Annotated in this window: 16 protein-coding genes and 1 pseudogene; 4 read left to right on the plus strand and 13 right to left on the minus strand. The window is 47.9% G+C overall.

What is annotated here, in order from left to right; all coding sequences use genetic code 11:
- Window positions 1–157 precede the first annotated feature (157 nt).
- From trmB to H591_RS0105810, 4 genes are all read right to left on the minus strand, one after another.
- On the minus strand, window positions 158–874 hold the full coding sequence (trmB, locus tag H591_RS0105795; RefSeq protein ID WP_022966007.1) for a tRNA (guanosine(46)-N7)-methyltransferase TrmB: 717 nt from the start codon (window positions 872–874) through the stop codon (window positions 158–160).
- 66 nt (window positions 875–940) lie between these two features.
- Window positions 941–1735, minus strand: coding sequence for a thiazole synthase (locus H591_RS0105800; RefSeq protein WP_022966008.1), 795 nt, complete (start codon window positions 1733–1735; stop codon window positions 941–943).
- Between the two features lie 40 nt (window positions 1736–1775).
- Window positions 1776–1976 carry a sulfur carrier protein ThiS gene (thiS, locus tag H591_RS0105805; protein ID WP_022966009.1) on the minus strand — a complete coding sequence of 67 codons (201 nt, stop codon included), beginning with the start codon at window positions 1974–1976 and terminating at the stop codon, window positions 1776–1778.
- Between the two features lie 63 nt (window positions 1977–2039).
- Window positions 2040–2408 carry a DUF423 domain-containing protein gene (locus H591_RS0105810; RefSeq protein ID WP_028244215.1) on the minus strand — a complete coding sequence of 123 codons (369 nt, stop codon included), beginning with the start codon at window positions 2406–2408 and terminating at the stop codon, window positions 2040–2042.
- A 62-nt stretch (window positions 2409–2470) separates the two neighbouring features.
- Between H591_RS0105810 and mtgA the strand changes: the two genes are divergently transcribed.
- Window positions 2471–3226: a monofunctional biosynthetic peptidoglycan transglycosylase gene (gene mtgA / locus H591_RS14945; RefSeq protein ID WP_051145808.1), complete on the plus strand. Its 756-nt coding sequence runs from the start codon at window positions 2471–2473 to the stop codon at window positions 3224–3226.
- 3 nt (window positions 3227–3229) lie between these two features.
- On the opposite strand, the gene H591_RS0105820 is transcribed toward mtgA, so the two are convergent.
- The 8 genes from H591_RS0105820 to folB form a co-directional block, all read right to left on the minus strand.
- A complete protein-coding gene (locus H591_RS0105820) occupies window positions 3230–5281 on the minus strand; it encodes a putative bifunctional diguanylate cyclase/phosphodiesterase (RefSeq protein WP_028244216.1) in 2052 nt (683 codons plus the stop codon).
- Between the two features lie 193 nt (window positions 5282–5474).
- Window positions 5475–6056, minus strand: a complete 582-nt coding sequence (sodB, locus tag H591_RS0105825) for a superoxide dismutase [Fe] (protein ID WP_022966013.1) — start codon at window positions 6054–6056, stop codon at window positions 5475–5477.
- Window positions 6057–6201: 145 nt separating this feature from the next.
- On the minus strand, window positions 6202–6804 hold the full coding sequence (locus H591_RS0105830) for a LysE/ArgO family amino acid transporter (protein WP_022966014.1): 603 nt from the start codon (window positions 6802–6804) through the stop codon (window positions 6202–6204).
- Between the two features lie 83 nt (window positions 6805–6887).
- Window positions 6888–7349, minus strand: a complete 462-nt coding sequence (locus tag H591_RS0105835; protein ID WP_022966015.1) for a c-type cytochrome — start codon at window positions 7347–7349, stop codon at window positions 6888–6890.
- A gap of 123 nt (window positions 7350–7472) precedes the next feature.
- Window positions 7473–8537, minus strand: a complete 1065-nt coding sequence (gene alr, locus H591_RS0105840) for an alanine racemase (RefSeq protein ID WP_022966016.1) — start codon at window positions 8535–8537, stop codon at window positions 7473–7475.
- Between the two features lie 97 nt (window positions 8538–8634).
- Window positions 8635–9888, minus strand: a complete 1254-nt coding sequence (locus H591_RS14950) for a D-amino acid dehydrogenase (RefSeq protein ID WP_022966017.1) — start codon at window positions 9886–9888, stop codon at window positions 8635–8637.
- A gap of 57 nt (window positions 9889–9945) precedes the next feature.
- Window positions 9946–10479 (minus strand): 2-amino-4-hydroxy-6-hydroxymethyldihydropteridine diphosphokinase, encoded by a 534-nt coding sequence (gene folK / locus H591_RS0105850; RefSeq protein WP_022966018.1) that lies wholly within the window; start codon window positions 10477–10479, stop codon window positions 9946–9948.
- Complete coding sequence (gene folB, locus H591_RS0105855; RefSeq protein WP_022966019.1) at window positions 10470–10823, minus strand: dihydroneopterin aldolase; 354 nt, start codon at window positions 10821–10823, stop codon at window positions 10470–10472. Before folB ends, folK begins: the two co-directional genes overlap by 10 nt.
- Before the next feature lie 50 nt (window positions 10824–10873).
- Between folB and plsY the strand changes: the two genes are divergently transcribed.
- Window positions 10874–11449 (plus strand): glycerol-3-phosphate 1-O-acyltransferase PlsY, encoded by a 576-nt coding sequence (gene plsY / locus H591_RS0105860; protein ID WP_022966020.1) that lies wholly within the window; start codon window positions 10874–10876, stop codon window positions 11447–11449.
- Between the two features lie 4 nt (window positions 11450–11453).
- On the opposite strand, the gene tsaD is transcribed toward plsY, so the two are convergent.
- Window positions 11454–12482, minus strand: coding sequence for a tRNA (adenosine(37)-N6)-threonylcarbamoyltransferase complex transferase subunit TsaD (tsaD, locus tag H591_RS0105865; RefSeq protein WP_022966021.1), 1029 nt, complete (start codon window positions 12480–12482; stop codon window positions 11454–11456).
- A 198-nt stretch (window positions 12483–12680) separates the two neighbouring features.
- Between tsaD and rpsU the strand changes: the two genes are divergently transcribed.
- Window positions 12681–12896, plus strand: a complete 216-nt coding sequence (gene rpsU, locus H591_RS0105870) for a 30S ribosomal protein S21 (protein ID WP_022966022.1) — start codon at window positions 12681–12683, stop codon at window positions 12894–12896.
- 273 nt (window positions 12897–13169) lie between these two features.
- Window positions 13170–14519: pseudogene (dnaG, locus tag H591_RS0105875) on the plus strand (DNA primase); the annotation flags it as partial.
- Window positions 14520–14640: the final 121 nt, after the last annotated feature.

The following is a 14640-nucleotide window of genomic DNA, read 5'->3' on the forward strand; positions in this document are numbered from 1 at the left end:
GATCTACACACCAAGTTCACAGCGTAGGAGCTTAGGCTTGCCTATCTCAGCAATTTTAAGCAACTAGCACTACAAGCAATAACTATAATTGTAGTTTTCATCCTACTTGCATGCACGCAAAAAGACCATAACAATTATTTAAGAACTCAGCGTTATATTAATCATCTACGCGGATAAACTTTAAATCCCAAACACCATGCCCTAATCGTTCTCCACGACGCTCAAACTTGGTGACTGGCCGCTCTTCTGGTCGCGCCACCCAAGTCTGATCCTCGGACAAGTTCTGTAAGCCCGGTGCAACATTTAACACCTCCAACATATGCTCAGCATACTGCTCCCAGTCGGTCGCCAAATGAAAGACACCGCCAACCTTTAACTTGCTGCGTACCAACTGAGCAAACTCTGGCTGAACAATACGGCGCTTATGATGGCGACTCTTGTGCCACGGGTCTGGAAAAAACAGCATTAAGCGATCAAGACTGGCATCCGCTACACAGCTTTTCAGCACTTCCAGCGCATCGCAACTGTACACTCGCACATTGCTAATATTCTCAGTTAGCAAACCATTGAGCAACGCACCAACCCCTGGGCGATGCACTTCAATGCCAATAAAGTCTTGTTCTGGAGCGGCTTGCGCCATCTCCAGCAGCGATTGCCCCATCCCAAAGCCGATTTCTAAGGTGCGCGGTGCTTGGCGACCAAATACACTGTCAAAATCTTGCGGACCGTCAGCCAACAATAAGCCAAATTTTGGCCAGCCTTCATCTAAACCACGCTGCTGCCCATCCGTCATACGACCAGCACGCATTACATAGCTTTTAATTTCACGGCGGCGCACAGGCAATGCTTCACCTGTGATCAGATCGTCTGTCATGGGAATCCTATTTAAATATGCACAATGGCACTGCAACCCGCAGCACCATTGACTGAAATATTGTATTTAACCAATCATGCCATCAAGTGGCGAAGAAGCGCTGGCATAAAGTTTTTTCGGCATACGCCCAGCCAAGTAGGCTAAACGACCTGCCTCAATGGCATGACGCATCGCTTGCGCCATTAAAATCGGTTGTTGCGCATTAGCAATGGCACTGTTCATCAAGACTGCAGCACAGCCCATTTCCATCGCAATAGTGGCATCAGAGGCTGTGCCGACACCGGCATCGACCAGCACTGGAATCTTAGCTTCTTCCAAAATAATGCGCAGATTATATGGATTACAAATCCCCAAGCCTGTACCAATCAAACCCGCTAACGGCATCACTGCGATGCAACCAATCGCCTCCAATTCACGCGCAATAATTGGATCATCACTGGTGTAGACCATCACGTCAAAACCTTCATCGACCAACACTTTAGCGGCCTTTAGGGTTTCCACGACATTAGGGAATAAGGTTTTTTGGTCAGCTAGAATTTCCAATTTAACCAGGGTGTGATCACCCAGCAGCTCTCGTGCTAAACGGCAGGTGCGAATGGCTGACTCAGCATCGTAGCAACCTGCTGTATTCGGTAAAATCGTATAGCGATCAGGGCTGATGACGTCCAATAAGTTGGGTTCATCTTTATTCTGGCCAATATTAGTACGGCGCACCGCCACAGTGACAATTTCAGCACCCGAAGCTTCGATCGCTAAACGAGTTTCTTCCATGTCTTTGTATTTACCCGTACCCACGAGCAAACGCGATGAGTAGGTCTTTCCCGCAATAGTAAAGGGGTGGTCTGTACGCGCAAGATTCATCTAGAGTCTCTCTTAGTTAAGTAAAGACGATCAGCTTTGACTAACCGCCGCCAATCGCATGTACGACTTCAAGCGCATCACCATCTTTAAGATGCGTTGTCTCGTACTGGCTGCGTGGCACAATTTCGAAGTTTAACTCGACGGCAACGCGGCGCCCTGCTAACTGCAGATGCTCAAGCAAACCTGCGACACTGAGCGGTCCGCTTAATGCGTAGGTCTCACCATTCAACTGAATATGCATAACACAACCGTGAAATTCCGAAGGACTATTATTTTAACGGGTTCACCCCGCAATAACCAAGTTTTACCCTTTATGCCAAGCAGAGCAAGCCAAACTGACCCAACCCAACACCAGCAAACCACCACCCACAGGCGTAATCAAGCCAGGCTTAAAGGGCGTTAAAACCAGCACATATAAACTGCCTGAAAACAAAACCACGCCTAGAGTGAAAAAAACAGTGGCGAGCAATAACGCCCGCGAAGGACGGCTTTGCGCCAATACCGCAACCAGCAACAAAGCCAAAGCATGAATAAATTGATAATGCACTCCCGTCTGTAAAACAGCTAAGTGCTCGGTACTAAGCGTGCTTTTTAAACCATGCGCAGCAAATGCGCCGAGTAATACTGCTAAACAACCAAAAACTGCTGCGATCAATATCCCATAGCGCACGATCAACACTCCACAAAATTAAAACGCTGGTTATACTGCTGTTTACATATTTGCAGGCTCACATGATGCTACGTAAACTATTTCGTACTCTATTACTCACGCTAATCTGCGCGATGGCGTTAAGTATCTTTCTAGTATTGATCATGCGCTGGGTGAATGTACCCTACAGCGCGCTCATGTTAGAAAGACAACTCGAAGCTCATTTCGCAGGAGAGGATTACAGTGCTAAACGCATCTGGCAACCCTGGAACATCTTACCCGACCATCTAAAAATGGCCGTGATTGCCGCAGAAGACCAACAGTTCTCTAACCATTACGGCTTTGATATCGAAGCTATTCGTGCGGCTTTAGCCTTTAACCAGCAAGGCAACAGTATACGAGGCGCCAGTACAATTTCACAGCAGGTGGCCAAGAACACATTCTTATGGTCCTCGCGTAGCTGGCCGCGCAAAGCACTAGAAGCGTGGTTCACTTTGTGGATTGAGTTGCTATGGAGTAAAGAGCGGATTCTTGAAGTGTATTTAAACAGCGCAGAATGGGGGCCTGGAATTTTTGGAGCGCAGGCAGCGGCGCAATACCATTTCAATACAAGTGCTGCTTACCTAAGCAATCAGCAGGCTTATCTACTCGCTGCAGTCTTGCCAAATCCCTTGCAACGCAGTGCAAGCAAGCCCTCCTCAGCAACCCAGCAACGTGCACGCTGGATCGGTCAGCAAGTACGCCAGCTCGGCGGTAGTCATTATCTCAACAGCCTTAAACCTGTCTATCCTGAATGGTTTCAAAACGCATCAAATAAGTTCGAAACTTGGCTTGAGTTTTAATAACTACCCAGTGGCTCTGCGTATCAAAGCGCTAATCTCGTTAGCTGAAGCTGGCTTACTGTACAAATACCCTTGGCCCTCATCGCAACCCAGTTCGATAATAAAGCGTTCTTGCTCAAGGGTTTCAACTCCTTCTGCAATGACTTGCATACCTAAGCTTTTACTCAGCTGAATAATAGTTTTTACAATAATTGCGTTATCTTCACTATCAAGCATGTCTTGCACAAAGCTTTTATCAATTTTGATTTTATCCAGCGACAGAGTTTTTAAATAACTCAACGATGAGTAACCCGTACCAAAATCATCAATCGCAACCAGCACGCCCATACGACGTAAACCACGTAAATTGCTTGCCGCCGCTTTAATATCTTCCATTAAGCCTGTTTCTGTAATTTCTAACTCTAAACTGCCTGCATCTAAGTTGTAAGTCGTCAGCTTCTCTTGCACGACACGCAGTAAATCAGCATGGTGCAATTGCGCAGCAGACAAATTAACAGCCATCCTTAGCTCTCTGATCCCTTCATCATTCCAAGCTCGTAGCTGCTGACAGGCTTTCTCTAAAACCCACTCACCAATTTCAATAATATTACTGCTTTGCTCTGCCAACGGAATAAACACATCTGGTGGAACCGCCCCCAACTCAGGATGTTGCCAACGTAATAAAGCTTCTACGCCAATAATCCCCTGAGTGCTATAGCTCATTTGTGGCTGATACACCAAATACAATTGATTACTAGCAATTGCATCTTTCAGCTCTTTTTTAAGACGCCTGCGCTTACGCATTTCCATATCAATACTGGCGATAAAAAACTGGTAACGATTACGCGCACCTTTTTTAGCCAACTGCATCGTTTGTTCAGCTTGCTGCAACAAAACCTCAGTATTATCGCCGTCATCAGGATATAAAGTAATGCCGATGGTGACATTTAAGCGCACTGATAAAAACTCGGGGCTGTACGCTTGAGTCATGACTAATGGTTCTTTTAGACTATCAATAATATTTTGTGCTAATGCTGCTGCCTGTTCGGGTTCATCAATACCCGCTTGCACAATAACAAACTGATCTCCCCCTAAACGAGCCAAGCAACCATCATGCCCTATATATTTACGTAAACGCTGAGCCATCCCTTGCAACAGCCAATCGCCCACTTGATAGTTATGCTGTTCGTTAATATTTTTAAAATCATCCAAACCTAAACAAAGCACAGCCACGCCGTGTTGTTTGTCACTAGCATCGTCAATAATTTTATCTAACTGTAACTGCAGCTCTTGGCGGTTGGGTAAACCGGTCAAAAAATCAACTTGGGACATCAATAACAAACTGTCTTCAGCTTCTCTGCGCAAATGAGTATTACGCTCAATGGAGGCTAGCAACTGATTCACTTTGCGCGTCCATACACCCAGCTCATTTTTTTCATGCCCAGACAGCACAGGCAGTTGATATTCTGCTGGCCGATCAGGATTAATCCGTCCTAAATGCCGAATTATTTTAGCCAGAGGGCGAGTCAATAGCGCATGATAAATCAAGTAAAGCACCAGACCGAGAAGCAATGCCCGCAAGATTCCTGATATCAGAATCACTACAGAGTTCTTTAGAAAACGCTCACCATAGCTCGCAGTATCTAAAACGATGCGAAGATCGCCATAGTATTCCTCAGACTCGTTACCACCTACTAAGGCGACCTCATAAGTACGCTCTGGCATAAAAAACAAATCAGTCACACTGCGACAAGAAAGAATACTTAATTCTCGTGAGCCAAACGCCAAATCGGGTTCACCTAGGTGACCTATTACGGCTTCACGAACAGCCTCATGCTGCAGTAAGCCTTCAATAACTTGCTGCCCCACATCTTGATCTAGACTGTAAATTGCTTGCGTTGAAGGGTCTTTAAACATCGATAAAATACGTTTTGCATCACTGTCTATTAGCTGACGCGTAACAAACACATCGTAAGCAATTTGCATAAAGCTTAATGCAACACCGACTAACAGTGCAGCGCCCAGTACCCAGCGCAGCAACTTGAAAGATAAGCTGTGTTTACGTTCTATGCTCAAACCATCTGCCTTTAATTTATTCTTGAGGGCAACCATCTTAAGTTAAGACTATATCTTAATTAGCTGTTCACACGCTCCATAAACCATAAAAAAAAAGCCTTGTCAAAAATCAAATCTGTACAAACAAAAAGCCCCCTATCTTAGCTATCAAGATAGGGGGCTTTTGTGAAGCAATTGCTAAAATTTTAGAAACTTAGCCTGCGAAATTTTTCGCAACGAAGTCCCAGTTAACTAGATTCCAGAACGCTTCAACGTACTTAGGACGCGCATTACGGTAATCAATGTAGTAAGCGTGCTCCCAAACATCACAAGTCAACAATGGCTTATCGTTGCTGGTCAGTGGGCAGCCAGCACCAATGGTGCTTGCTAACGCTAAAGAGCCGTCAGTTTTTTTCACTAACCAAGCCCAACCTGAACCGAATGTACCGATTGCAGTTTTGGTGAACTCTTCTTTAAATGCGTCAAATGAACCAAACTTTGCATTGATTGCATCAGCTAAAGCGCCAGTCGGTGCTCCGCCGGCATTAGCTGCCAAGCAATTCCAGTAAAATGTATGATTCCAAACTTGTGCAGCGTTGTTAAATACGCCGCCGCTTGAAGTTTTAATGATTTCTTCTAAGCTTTTACCTTCAAACTCAGTACCTGGAACCAAGTTATTCAAGTTCACGACATAAGCGTTGTGGTGCTTGCCATGGTGAAAATCTAGGGTTTCTGCAGAGATATGCGGTTCTAGGGCATTTTTTTCGTAAGGAAGTGCAGGTAATTCAAAAGCCATGATTATTCTCCAATTACATCAGACGAGGCACAATCAGCAAGCCTATTAACGGACAGCTGATTCAATTGCCAGCGGTTCCGACTTGCTTTAAGTCATTCATCATAGCATTCAAAGTGCGGCTTATCCACGCAGTATCTATAAGGCTTTAGCCATTGAGCAGTAATTGCAGTGCAACACTAAACATCATCAGCGCCACTAAAAAATCAATCACACGCCAAGTAATAGGCCGCGCCAACCAGGGTGCCAGCTTTGCTGCACCAAGCGCTAAACTAAAAAACCACAACACTGAACTGCTCGCAGCACCAAGCACATAAGCGCCAGGATAATCTTGCTGGGCACCCAAAGAGCCAATCAGCAAAACCGTATCTAAATACACATGTGGGTTAAGCAGGGTCACAGCCAAAGTGGTCATAACTACCGCTTGCAATGACTGAGCAGGTCGTATTGCTGCAACCTCTAATGTGTTTTTACGAAAAGCACGGCGTAGTGCTAACGCACCATAACAAGATAAAAACAGCACACCACCCCAGCGTGCAATCAATAGCAGCACGGGACTGCTGATTAATAGCTGCGCGAGCCCATAAACGCCGCAAGCAACCAGTAGCACATCAAAGAACACACAAACGCCGGCAACCCACAGATGATGTTCGCGGCGTAGCGCTTGCGACAGTACAAATGCATTTTGTGCACCAATAGCCATAATTAGGCCAAGTGCAATAACTAAACCATTACCGTAACTGTGCAGCACGTACTCATCTCCAAGATAATTAAGTATTCGCTGTAGCGATAAAAAAACCGCCGTACGGCGGTTTTTTTAAACAAGCGGGGGAATTACAAGCCAGACATAGACTTGATTGCGCCCAGCAACTCGTCATCGGTGCAATCACTGCAAGTGCCTTTTGGCGGCATTGCATTGATACCGCTGATAGCGGTTTTCAGGATACCATCGAGGCCGCCTTTAGCATCGGCACGGGCTTGCCAATCAGCAGAGTCGCCTGTTTTAGGCGCGTTCATTAATCCTGTGCCATGACAGACTGTGCAATATTTGCTGTAAATTTCATCACCACTACGGCCTGCAGAAGCAGTCGCTGCAGCACCCGCATCAGCAACATCGGCAACATCGGCAACCGCCGCTGGAGCTGGTGCATTCGCACATTCTTGGCCTTGTACACAAACTTCACCAACAGGCTTGATGCGTTGTGCAATATCTTCATCAGTCGTAGCTTGTGCGCTGGCTGCCCATAAGGCTAAAACCGTTGCTTGAGCCAGCAGAATTTTTTTAATCAGGTTCACGGTACACCCTCTATTATCATTACAATTCATTCTCGCATGCGATCTTTAGCGAGCTCAGCACAGTATAACCACTCCCTGCCCTCACGCAAACAGCACAACATGTCGCAGCAAGGTTTTTCTGCATTAATATGGTGAATATTCGCGCACAACGCGCTTTACATTGCACAGCAGTTGATAAGAAATGGTTCCTGCACAGGCGGCAACCTCATCAATCGAGACGCTTTGTCCCCATAACTCAACTGCACTGCCAACGTCCGCATGCGGCAAATCAGTTAGATCGACCGCTAACATATCCATCGACACACGCCCCAGCAACTGGGTTCTACAACCCTCTACCGAGACCGGAGTACCCGTAGGAGCATGTCGCGGGTAGCCATCGGCATAGCCCATCGCAACAATCCCAACTCGAGTCGCACGACTGGTCACACATTGCGCGCCATAGCCAATCGCCTCACCTAGCGGCAATTCTCGCACCGCAATAATTTTTGATTGCAGACTCATCACCGGTAAAAACTGCTGCTCACTGCCAGGCACGGGTTGACTGCCATATAAAATAATTCCAGGCCGCGACCAATCGCTGCGAATATGCGGCCAGGCCACCAATGCTGGAGAATTACAAATGCTAATCGGTGCATCAATACCCGCAGAGGCGTCTTGAAACAACTGATACTGCTCATCAGTACTTGTGCAATCGAGTTCATCAGCGCGTGCAAAATGGCTCATCAAGACGATCGAGGCGACATTGTTACTGTCCTGTAAACGCTGCCAAGCGGCGCGGTACTCATGTGCAAAGAAACCGACGCGGTGCATTCCTGAGTCCATTTTCAACCATACCGTTAGCGGTCGAGTTAAATGAGCTTGCTCGATAATTGCCAACTGCCACTCTGCATGTACCACGCACCACAAATCATTCGCTTCAATCAGCGCCAACTCATCAGCACTAAAAAAACCTTCAAGCAAAACAATCGGCTGCGCAATGCCTGCCATGCGCAATTCAAGCGCTTCCTCTAAGCAGGCCACAGCAAAACCATCAGCCAAATCCACTAATGCCTTAGCACACGCCACTGCACCATGCCCATAGGCATCCGCCTTCACCACAGCCAAGGCTTTATCGGCACTGAGTTGTTTGGCAACTTGATAGTTATGTCGCAATGCTTGCAAATCAATTAACGCGCGCGCTGGACGCATGACCTATTACTCTTCTAAAAAACCATTGACGCAAAACCTCTAGGTTTTGCCCCGCATACCGCTTATTCACGACTTAACAGCAACACCCTGAAACAGATCAAGCGTAACGAAACACATCGAAACCTTCAGTGCTAATTTGCGGCGTTTTTTGACTGATAATATCGGCCAAATAACTCGCAGAACCACAAGACATGGTCCAACCTAAAGTGCCGTGCCCCGTGTTTAAAAATAAATTCCGGTAGGCTGTTTTACCAACGATAGGCGTGCCGTCTGGAGTTGCCGGGCGCAATCCCGTCCAAAATTGTGCCTGACTGAGATCGCCACCTTCGGGATAAAGCAAGTTCGCCACATACTCAAGCGTTTCACGACGACGTGGATTCAGATCAAGATTAAAACCACCAATCTCGGCCATGCCGGCGACACGAATACGTTGATCCAAGCGAGTAATCGCTACTTTGTAGCTTTCATCAAGAATGGTTGATTGCGGCGCCATACTCGGCTCAGTGATCGGCACTGTCAGCGAGTAACCTTTTAAAGGATAGACAGGTATTTTAATCCCCAGCGGCGCCAGCATATTGGTGGAATAACTGCCCATCGCCATCACATAGTAATCGGCGGTTTCCAATTGCCCGTCAATCTGTACACCGGTGATTTGATCGGCACTGCTTTGCAAATGATGAACCGTACTGCCAAAGCGAAACTCAACCCCAAGATCTTGGGCCATACGCGCTAAATTGCGGGTAAACATATTGCAGTCGCCGGTTTGATCATTAGGCAAATGCAAAGCACCCACCAAGGTATCAGCAACGGCCGCCAAAGCAGGTTCTACGCTAGCAATGCCTGCCGACTCCAATAGCAAGTACGGCACGCCACTGCGCTCTAAAACTGCAATGTCTTGCGCAGCGTTATCAAACTGCTGCTGGGTACGAAACAATTGCGTGGTGCCTTTTTGTCGGCCTTCATACTCAACGCCAGTTTCTAGGCGCAACGCATCGAGGCAATCGCGACTATATTCGGCCATGCGTACCATGCGTTCTTTATTTACAGCATAAGGCGCGGCGCGACAATTGCGCAGCATCTGCAACATCCAGTTGTACTGACGGGGATCGGTAGTAAAGCGCAAGGAAAAAGGCGAGTGACGCTGCAGCAACCACTTCACGGCTTTTAGCGGTATACCAGGTGCAGCCCAAGGTGAAGCGATACCAGGAGAAACCTGTCCCGCATTGGCAAAACTGGTCTCTTCAGCCACATTGGGCTGTCGATCAACCACCACCACTTCATAACCTTGTCGCGCTAAATAATAGGCCGTTGTCACCCCTACTACGCCTGCACCTAACACTAGAACCCGCATATTGCCCCCACTGGTGGCTGTTTGATTAGTCTTGGTTAATTGGCAAATAACTCAGCATTACACCGCACTAGCTTTTAACAAAGCAGGTGGCGTAAGTGCCTGCCCATGCCAGCTAAAGGCTGTCGGCCACAACTGCTGAGAAATGTGCGCCTGCTGCCATAACTCTGCAAAGGAAAGCTGCGCCACAGGATGCTGCACCCGTCCGGCCAATAAGGCGAGCGGCCACAGCACAAAAGCATTTTTTAAGATTTCTGCACGCGGCAAGGTGATACTGCCATACACGCCTACTTGCTGACCGTAGAGCAACACATCAATATCCAGCGGCAGACCTTTACGCGGCAACGCATAACGACCATTGAGCGCTTCAATCTGCTTAAGGCGTTGATCCAACTCTTGCAGCGGCATACTGGTTTTAACCTGCACCACCATATTCAAGAAACAATCACTGCGAATACCAACTGGCTCGCTTTCAAACACTGGCGAGCAGTTCAGGTTGCCAAACAACTCATGCAAAGCATCAAGTCCAGCACACAAATGCGTTTCTCGCTCAATATTGCTGCCTAAACCTAAATACACATCGATTAACGGCATCCGCGTTCAATCTCCACGCCAACCCCACGCGCACTGGCGACGGCTCCAGGTTTAGTGATTCTTAAACGCAGCCAAGGAATATTGAAATCAGCCATTAACAAAGCGGCCAAGCGCTCAGCAAAAGTCTCAACCAACTCAAAGTTACTGTTTTGTGCAAAATCATGAATTTTTTCAGACACAGCTGCGTAATCTAACGCTAAATGCAGTGCATCATCTGCAGCACAAGGGCGGTTATCCCAGCCCATTTGCACATCCACCAATAAGTTTTGGCGAATCGTGCGCTCCCAGTCATAGGCACCAATAACAGTGTCCACTTCTAGACTTTCGATAAATACCGTGTCCACTTTGCTCCTGCCTCGTTAGAATCAAGACTCGATTGCCTTGGATCATGCAAATGTTTGAGTTATTACTGGTGTGCGCTTATCTGCTTGGCTCGCTCTCATTTGCCATAATGTTGAGCCGTTATTACGGCAATAGCGACCCGCGCTCGCAAGGTTCTGGTAATCCCGGTGCCACCAATATGCTGCGTGTTGCTGGTAAACGTCTGGCTATTCTGACCCTGCTCGGCGATCTGAGCAAAGGTTTACTGCCAATTTTATTAGCCGGCTACCTAGGTTTCGGGAAACAGCAGCAAGCTTGGATCGGTTTAGCCGCAGTGCTTGGTCATCTTTATCCGCTGTATTTTAATTTTCGCGGAGGCAAAGGCGTTGCCACTACGGCTGGCATGTTGATCGGTTTATATCCACCAGCAGCACTCTTGGCAGTGGCTGTTTGGCTGCTAACCTTTAGCCTTACCCGCATCAGTTCACTGGCCGCATTAGCCAGCGTACCGTTATGTTTGCCGCTCTTGGCTTGGCAGCAACCACACGCCTTACTGCCCGTTAGCGTGCTCAGCTTACTCTTGGTCTGGCGTCACCGCCGCAATCTAAAAGACTTACTAGCGGGTAATGAACGCAGCTTTAAAGATTAGATTATTAGACCAGCGCTGGCAGCTCTTCCATCGGCCAGCGGGCTCGTGCATTGATCGCATCACCTTCTTTTTGCCCAGCCATTAAGCGCTGACAACCGGCATAGGCAATCATTGCGCCATTATCTGTACAAAATTCTGGCCGCGCATAAAACACCTGCCCCTGGCGTTTCGCTAGCATACTTTCCAGCGAGCGACGCAAGGCTTGGTTGGCACTCACCCCACCGGCGATCACTAAAGTTTTTAAATTTTCTTGCTCAAGCGCACGCTGGCATTTAATCGTCAGCGTGGCCACGACTGCAAGCTGAAAGGCATGGGCTAGATCGGCACGGGTTTGCTCGCCGTCATCACCTGCGGCAACGCATTTCTGCCACGCCGTCAGCGTCGCGGTTTTTAAACCACTGAAGCTAAACTGCAACCCTGGTCGATCAGTCATTGGTTTAGGCAAAACAAAACGACCGGCCTGTCCTTGCTCAGCAATACGTGCGATTTCAGGACCACCAGGGTATCTCAGGCCCATTAACTTCGCAGTCTTATCAAACGCCTCACCTGCTGCATCATCAATCGACTCACCGAGCAAACGGTACTGACCAATACCATCGACACGCACCAACTGAGTGTGACCACCTGAGACCAAGAGCGCGACAAAAGGAAATTGTGGAGGATTATCTTCCAGCATTGGTGCCAACAAGTGGCCTTCCATGTGGTGCACGCCAATCGAAGGAATATCCCAAGCAAAGGCTAACGCTTGCGCACAAGATGCCCCTACCAACAAGGCTCCAACCAAGCCTGGGCCTGCTGTATAGGCAATTCCTTCAATGTCGTCTGGCTTGCATTGCGCATCAGCCAGCACCTGTTCAATCAACGGCAACATGCGTTTGATATGATCACGCGAAGCCAATTCAGGCACAACGCCGCCATACAGACGATGTAGCTCAATTTGACTAAATAATGCATCCGCCAAAAGACCGCGCTCACTGTCGTATAAGGCCACGCCTGTTTCATCGCACGATGTTTCTAAACCTAAGACCAGCATTTAATCTGTCCGTCCAACTTTACAATAAAAGAATATGGACGCATCATAAGCGGCTTGGTTGCGATGTTCTATGCTTTTATAGCAACGCCTTTGCTTTTCCTGATAAAAGCAGGTAATATCCGCAACCCTTGAAAACCGATATGTATTTTTGTTGAATACATATCAAACCACCCGGTCATTGATGAAGGTACGAATCGGATGCCAACTGTCAAACTTAAAGACAACGAACCATTTGACGTTGCTCTGCGTCGCTTCAAGCGCTCCTGCGAAAAAGCCGGTGTTCTTGCTGATGTACGCAGTCGCGAATTTTATGAAAAGCCTACTGCTGAGCGTAAGCGTAAAGCCGCAGCTGCAGTAAAGCGTCATGCAAAAAAAGTTCAACGCGAACAACGTCGTCACGAACGCCTGTATTAAGTTCCACAGGTTTAGTGCATAACAAAGCCCGGATTCGTCCGGGTTTTGTCGTTTTACCAGAATAATTCCAACACCCTATTTTTCCCGATGAAATATGCGTTAAATAACACATGGATTCACGGAATCAAGCACACCAGCGTGCACTGCCGCAAGATTGCATAGAAATGCGATAAAACTTGCAGCGCAGTCAACAGTCACATGGATAAGTGCTCTTCAACGCAGTCGCTGGCACACTCTGCCGCCCTGCATGATCACAGTCTTTTTCGAGGCTCCATGGCCGGATTAATTGCGCAAGGCTTTATTGATGACTTACTGAACCGCACCGACATTGTCGAAGTGGTCAGTTCGCGCGTGCAATTAAAAAAGTCCGGCAAGAACTACACCGCTTGCTGCCCTTTTCACCAAGAGAAAACCCCCTCTTTCAGCGTCAACCATGAAAAACAGTTCTATTACTGCTTTGGCTGTGGCGCAGGCGGTAACGCTCTTGGCTTTATCATGGATCACGATCATCTTGATTTTCCTGAAGCCATCGAAGAGCTGGCCAAGCGTGCAGGTGTCGAAGTCGAACGCGAAGCCAGCAACGCTCCACAAAAGCCGCGCCAAGCGGTTGATTCACCACTGTATGCATTACTAACCGCCGCCAGTGATTATTACCGCAGCGCTCTGAAAAGCCATCCGCAACGTGATGCAGCGGTAAGTTACTTAAAAAAACGCGGCGTCTCTGGTGTGATTGCACGCGATTTTGCTTTAGGTTTCGCCCCACCTGGCTGGGACAATCTAAGCAAACACCTAGGCGGCGACAGCATGCAGCAAAAAGCACTGATTGATGCTGGCCTGCTGGTTGAAAATGCTGAAAGCCAGCGTCGTTATGACCGTTTTCGTGATCGGATTATTTTCCCCATCCATGACTCGCGCGGGCGTATTATTGGTTTTGGTGGGCGCGTTTTAGGTGATGACAAACCCAAATATTTGAACTCGCCGGAAACTCCCGTTTTCCACAAAGGCCAAGAACTATACGGCTTATATGAGGCGCGCAAATACAACCGACAACTCAATGAAATTATTGTTGTTGAAGGTTATATGGATGTGATTGCCCTCGCCCAGCAAGGCCTGCGTAACGCTGTTGCAACCTTAGGCACCGCCACCAGCGAAGAACACATCAAGCGTTTATTTCGCGTAGTGCCTTCGATTTTGTTTTGCTTTGACGGCGATAACGCCGGCCGTAAAGCGGCTTGGCGCGCACTGGAAGCGACCCTCAGTAATTTAAAAGACGGCCAGCAAGCGCGCTTCCTGTTTGTACCGGATGGCGAAGATCCTGACAGCTTGATTCGTAGCGAAGGCTTAGAAGCTTTTCAGGCGCGCATGACCCAACAAGCGGTGCCGCTAACCGAATACTTCTTTACTCACTTAGCTGAAGAAGTAAATCTTGAGTCACTGGAAGGCAAAGCGCACATGGCGACCTTAGCAGCGCCGCTGATCGAACGCATTCCTGGTGCAAATTTACGCGCCTTAATGCGTCAAAAGCTTACACAAATGACAGGACTGGCCAACACTCCAAGCGCAGACAGCAATGTGCCGCCCGCTCATGACTGGGCAGCAAGCAGTGACTATGATCGCGAGCCAGCCGACTTTGACTCTTACAACCCATTTCACGCAAACGATTATCCAGAGCCTTCACATCAGGCAACCTCTCAATCGTTTAAGAAAAACAGCCACAGTAAAAACTCGTGGCAACCTAAAAGCG

This window comes from Denitrificimonas caeni DSM 24390 (assembly GCF_000421765.1).
GTDB lineage: Bacteria > Pseudomonadota > Gammaproteobacteria > Pseudomonadales > Pseudomonadaceae > Denitrificimonas > Denitrificimonas caeni.

Bases quoted from the DNA above. Each gene is read 5' to 3' on its own strand.
- trmB (WP_022966007.1), bottom strand. From the start codon at position 874: ATGACAGACGATCTGATCACAGGTGAAGCATTGCCTGTGCGCCGCCGT.
- H591_RS0105800 (WP_022966008.1), bottom strand. From the start codon at position 1,735: ATGAATCTTGCGCGTACAGACCACCCCTTTACTATTGCGGGAAAGACC.
- thiS (WP_022966009.1), bottom strand. From the start codon at position 1,976: ATGCATATTCAGTTGAATGGTGAGACCTACGCATTAAGCGGACCGCTC.
- mtgA (WP_051145808.1), top strand. From the start codon at position 2,471: ATGCTACGTAAACTATTTCGTACTCTATTACTCACGCTAATCTGCGCG.
- sodB (WP_022966013.1), bottom strand. From the start codon at position 6,056: ATGGCTTTTGAATTACCTGCACTTCCTTACGAAAAAAATGCCCTAGAA.
- alr (WP_022966016.1), bottom strand. From the start codon at position 8,537: ATGCGTCCAGCGCGCGCGTTAATTGATTTGCAAGCATTGCGACATAAC.
- H591_RS14950 (WP_022966017.1), bottom strand. From the start codon at position 9,888: ATGCGGGTTCTAGTGTTAGGTGCAGGCGTAGTAGGGGTGACAACGGCC.
- folK (WP_022966018.1), bottom strand. From the start codon at position 10,479: ATGCCGTTAATCGATGTGTATTTAGGTTTAGGCAGCAATATTGAGCGA.
- plsY (WP_022966020.1), top strand. From the start codon at position 10,874: ATGTTTGAGTTATTACTGGTGTGCGCTTATCTGCTTGGCTCGCTCTCA.
- tsaD (WP_022966021.1), bottom strand. From the start codon at position 12,482: ATGCTGGTCTTAGGTTTAGAAACATCGTGCGATGAAACAGGCGTGGCC.
- rpsU (WP_022966022.1), top strand. From the start codon at position 12,681: ATGCCAACTGTCAAACTTAAAGACAACGAACCATTTGACGTTGCTCTG.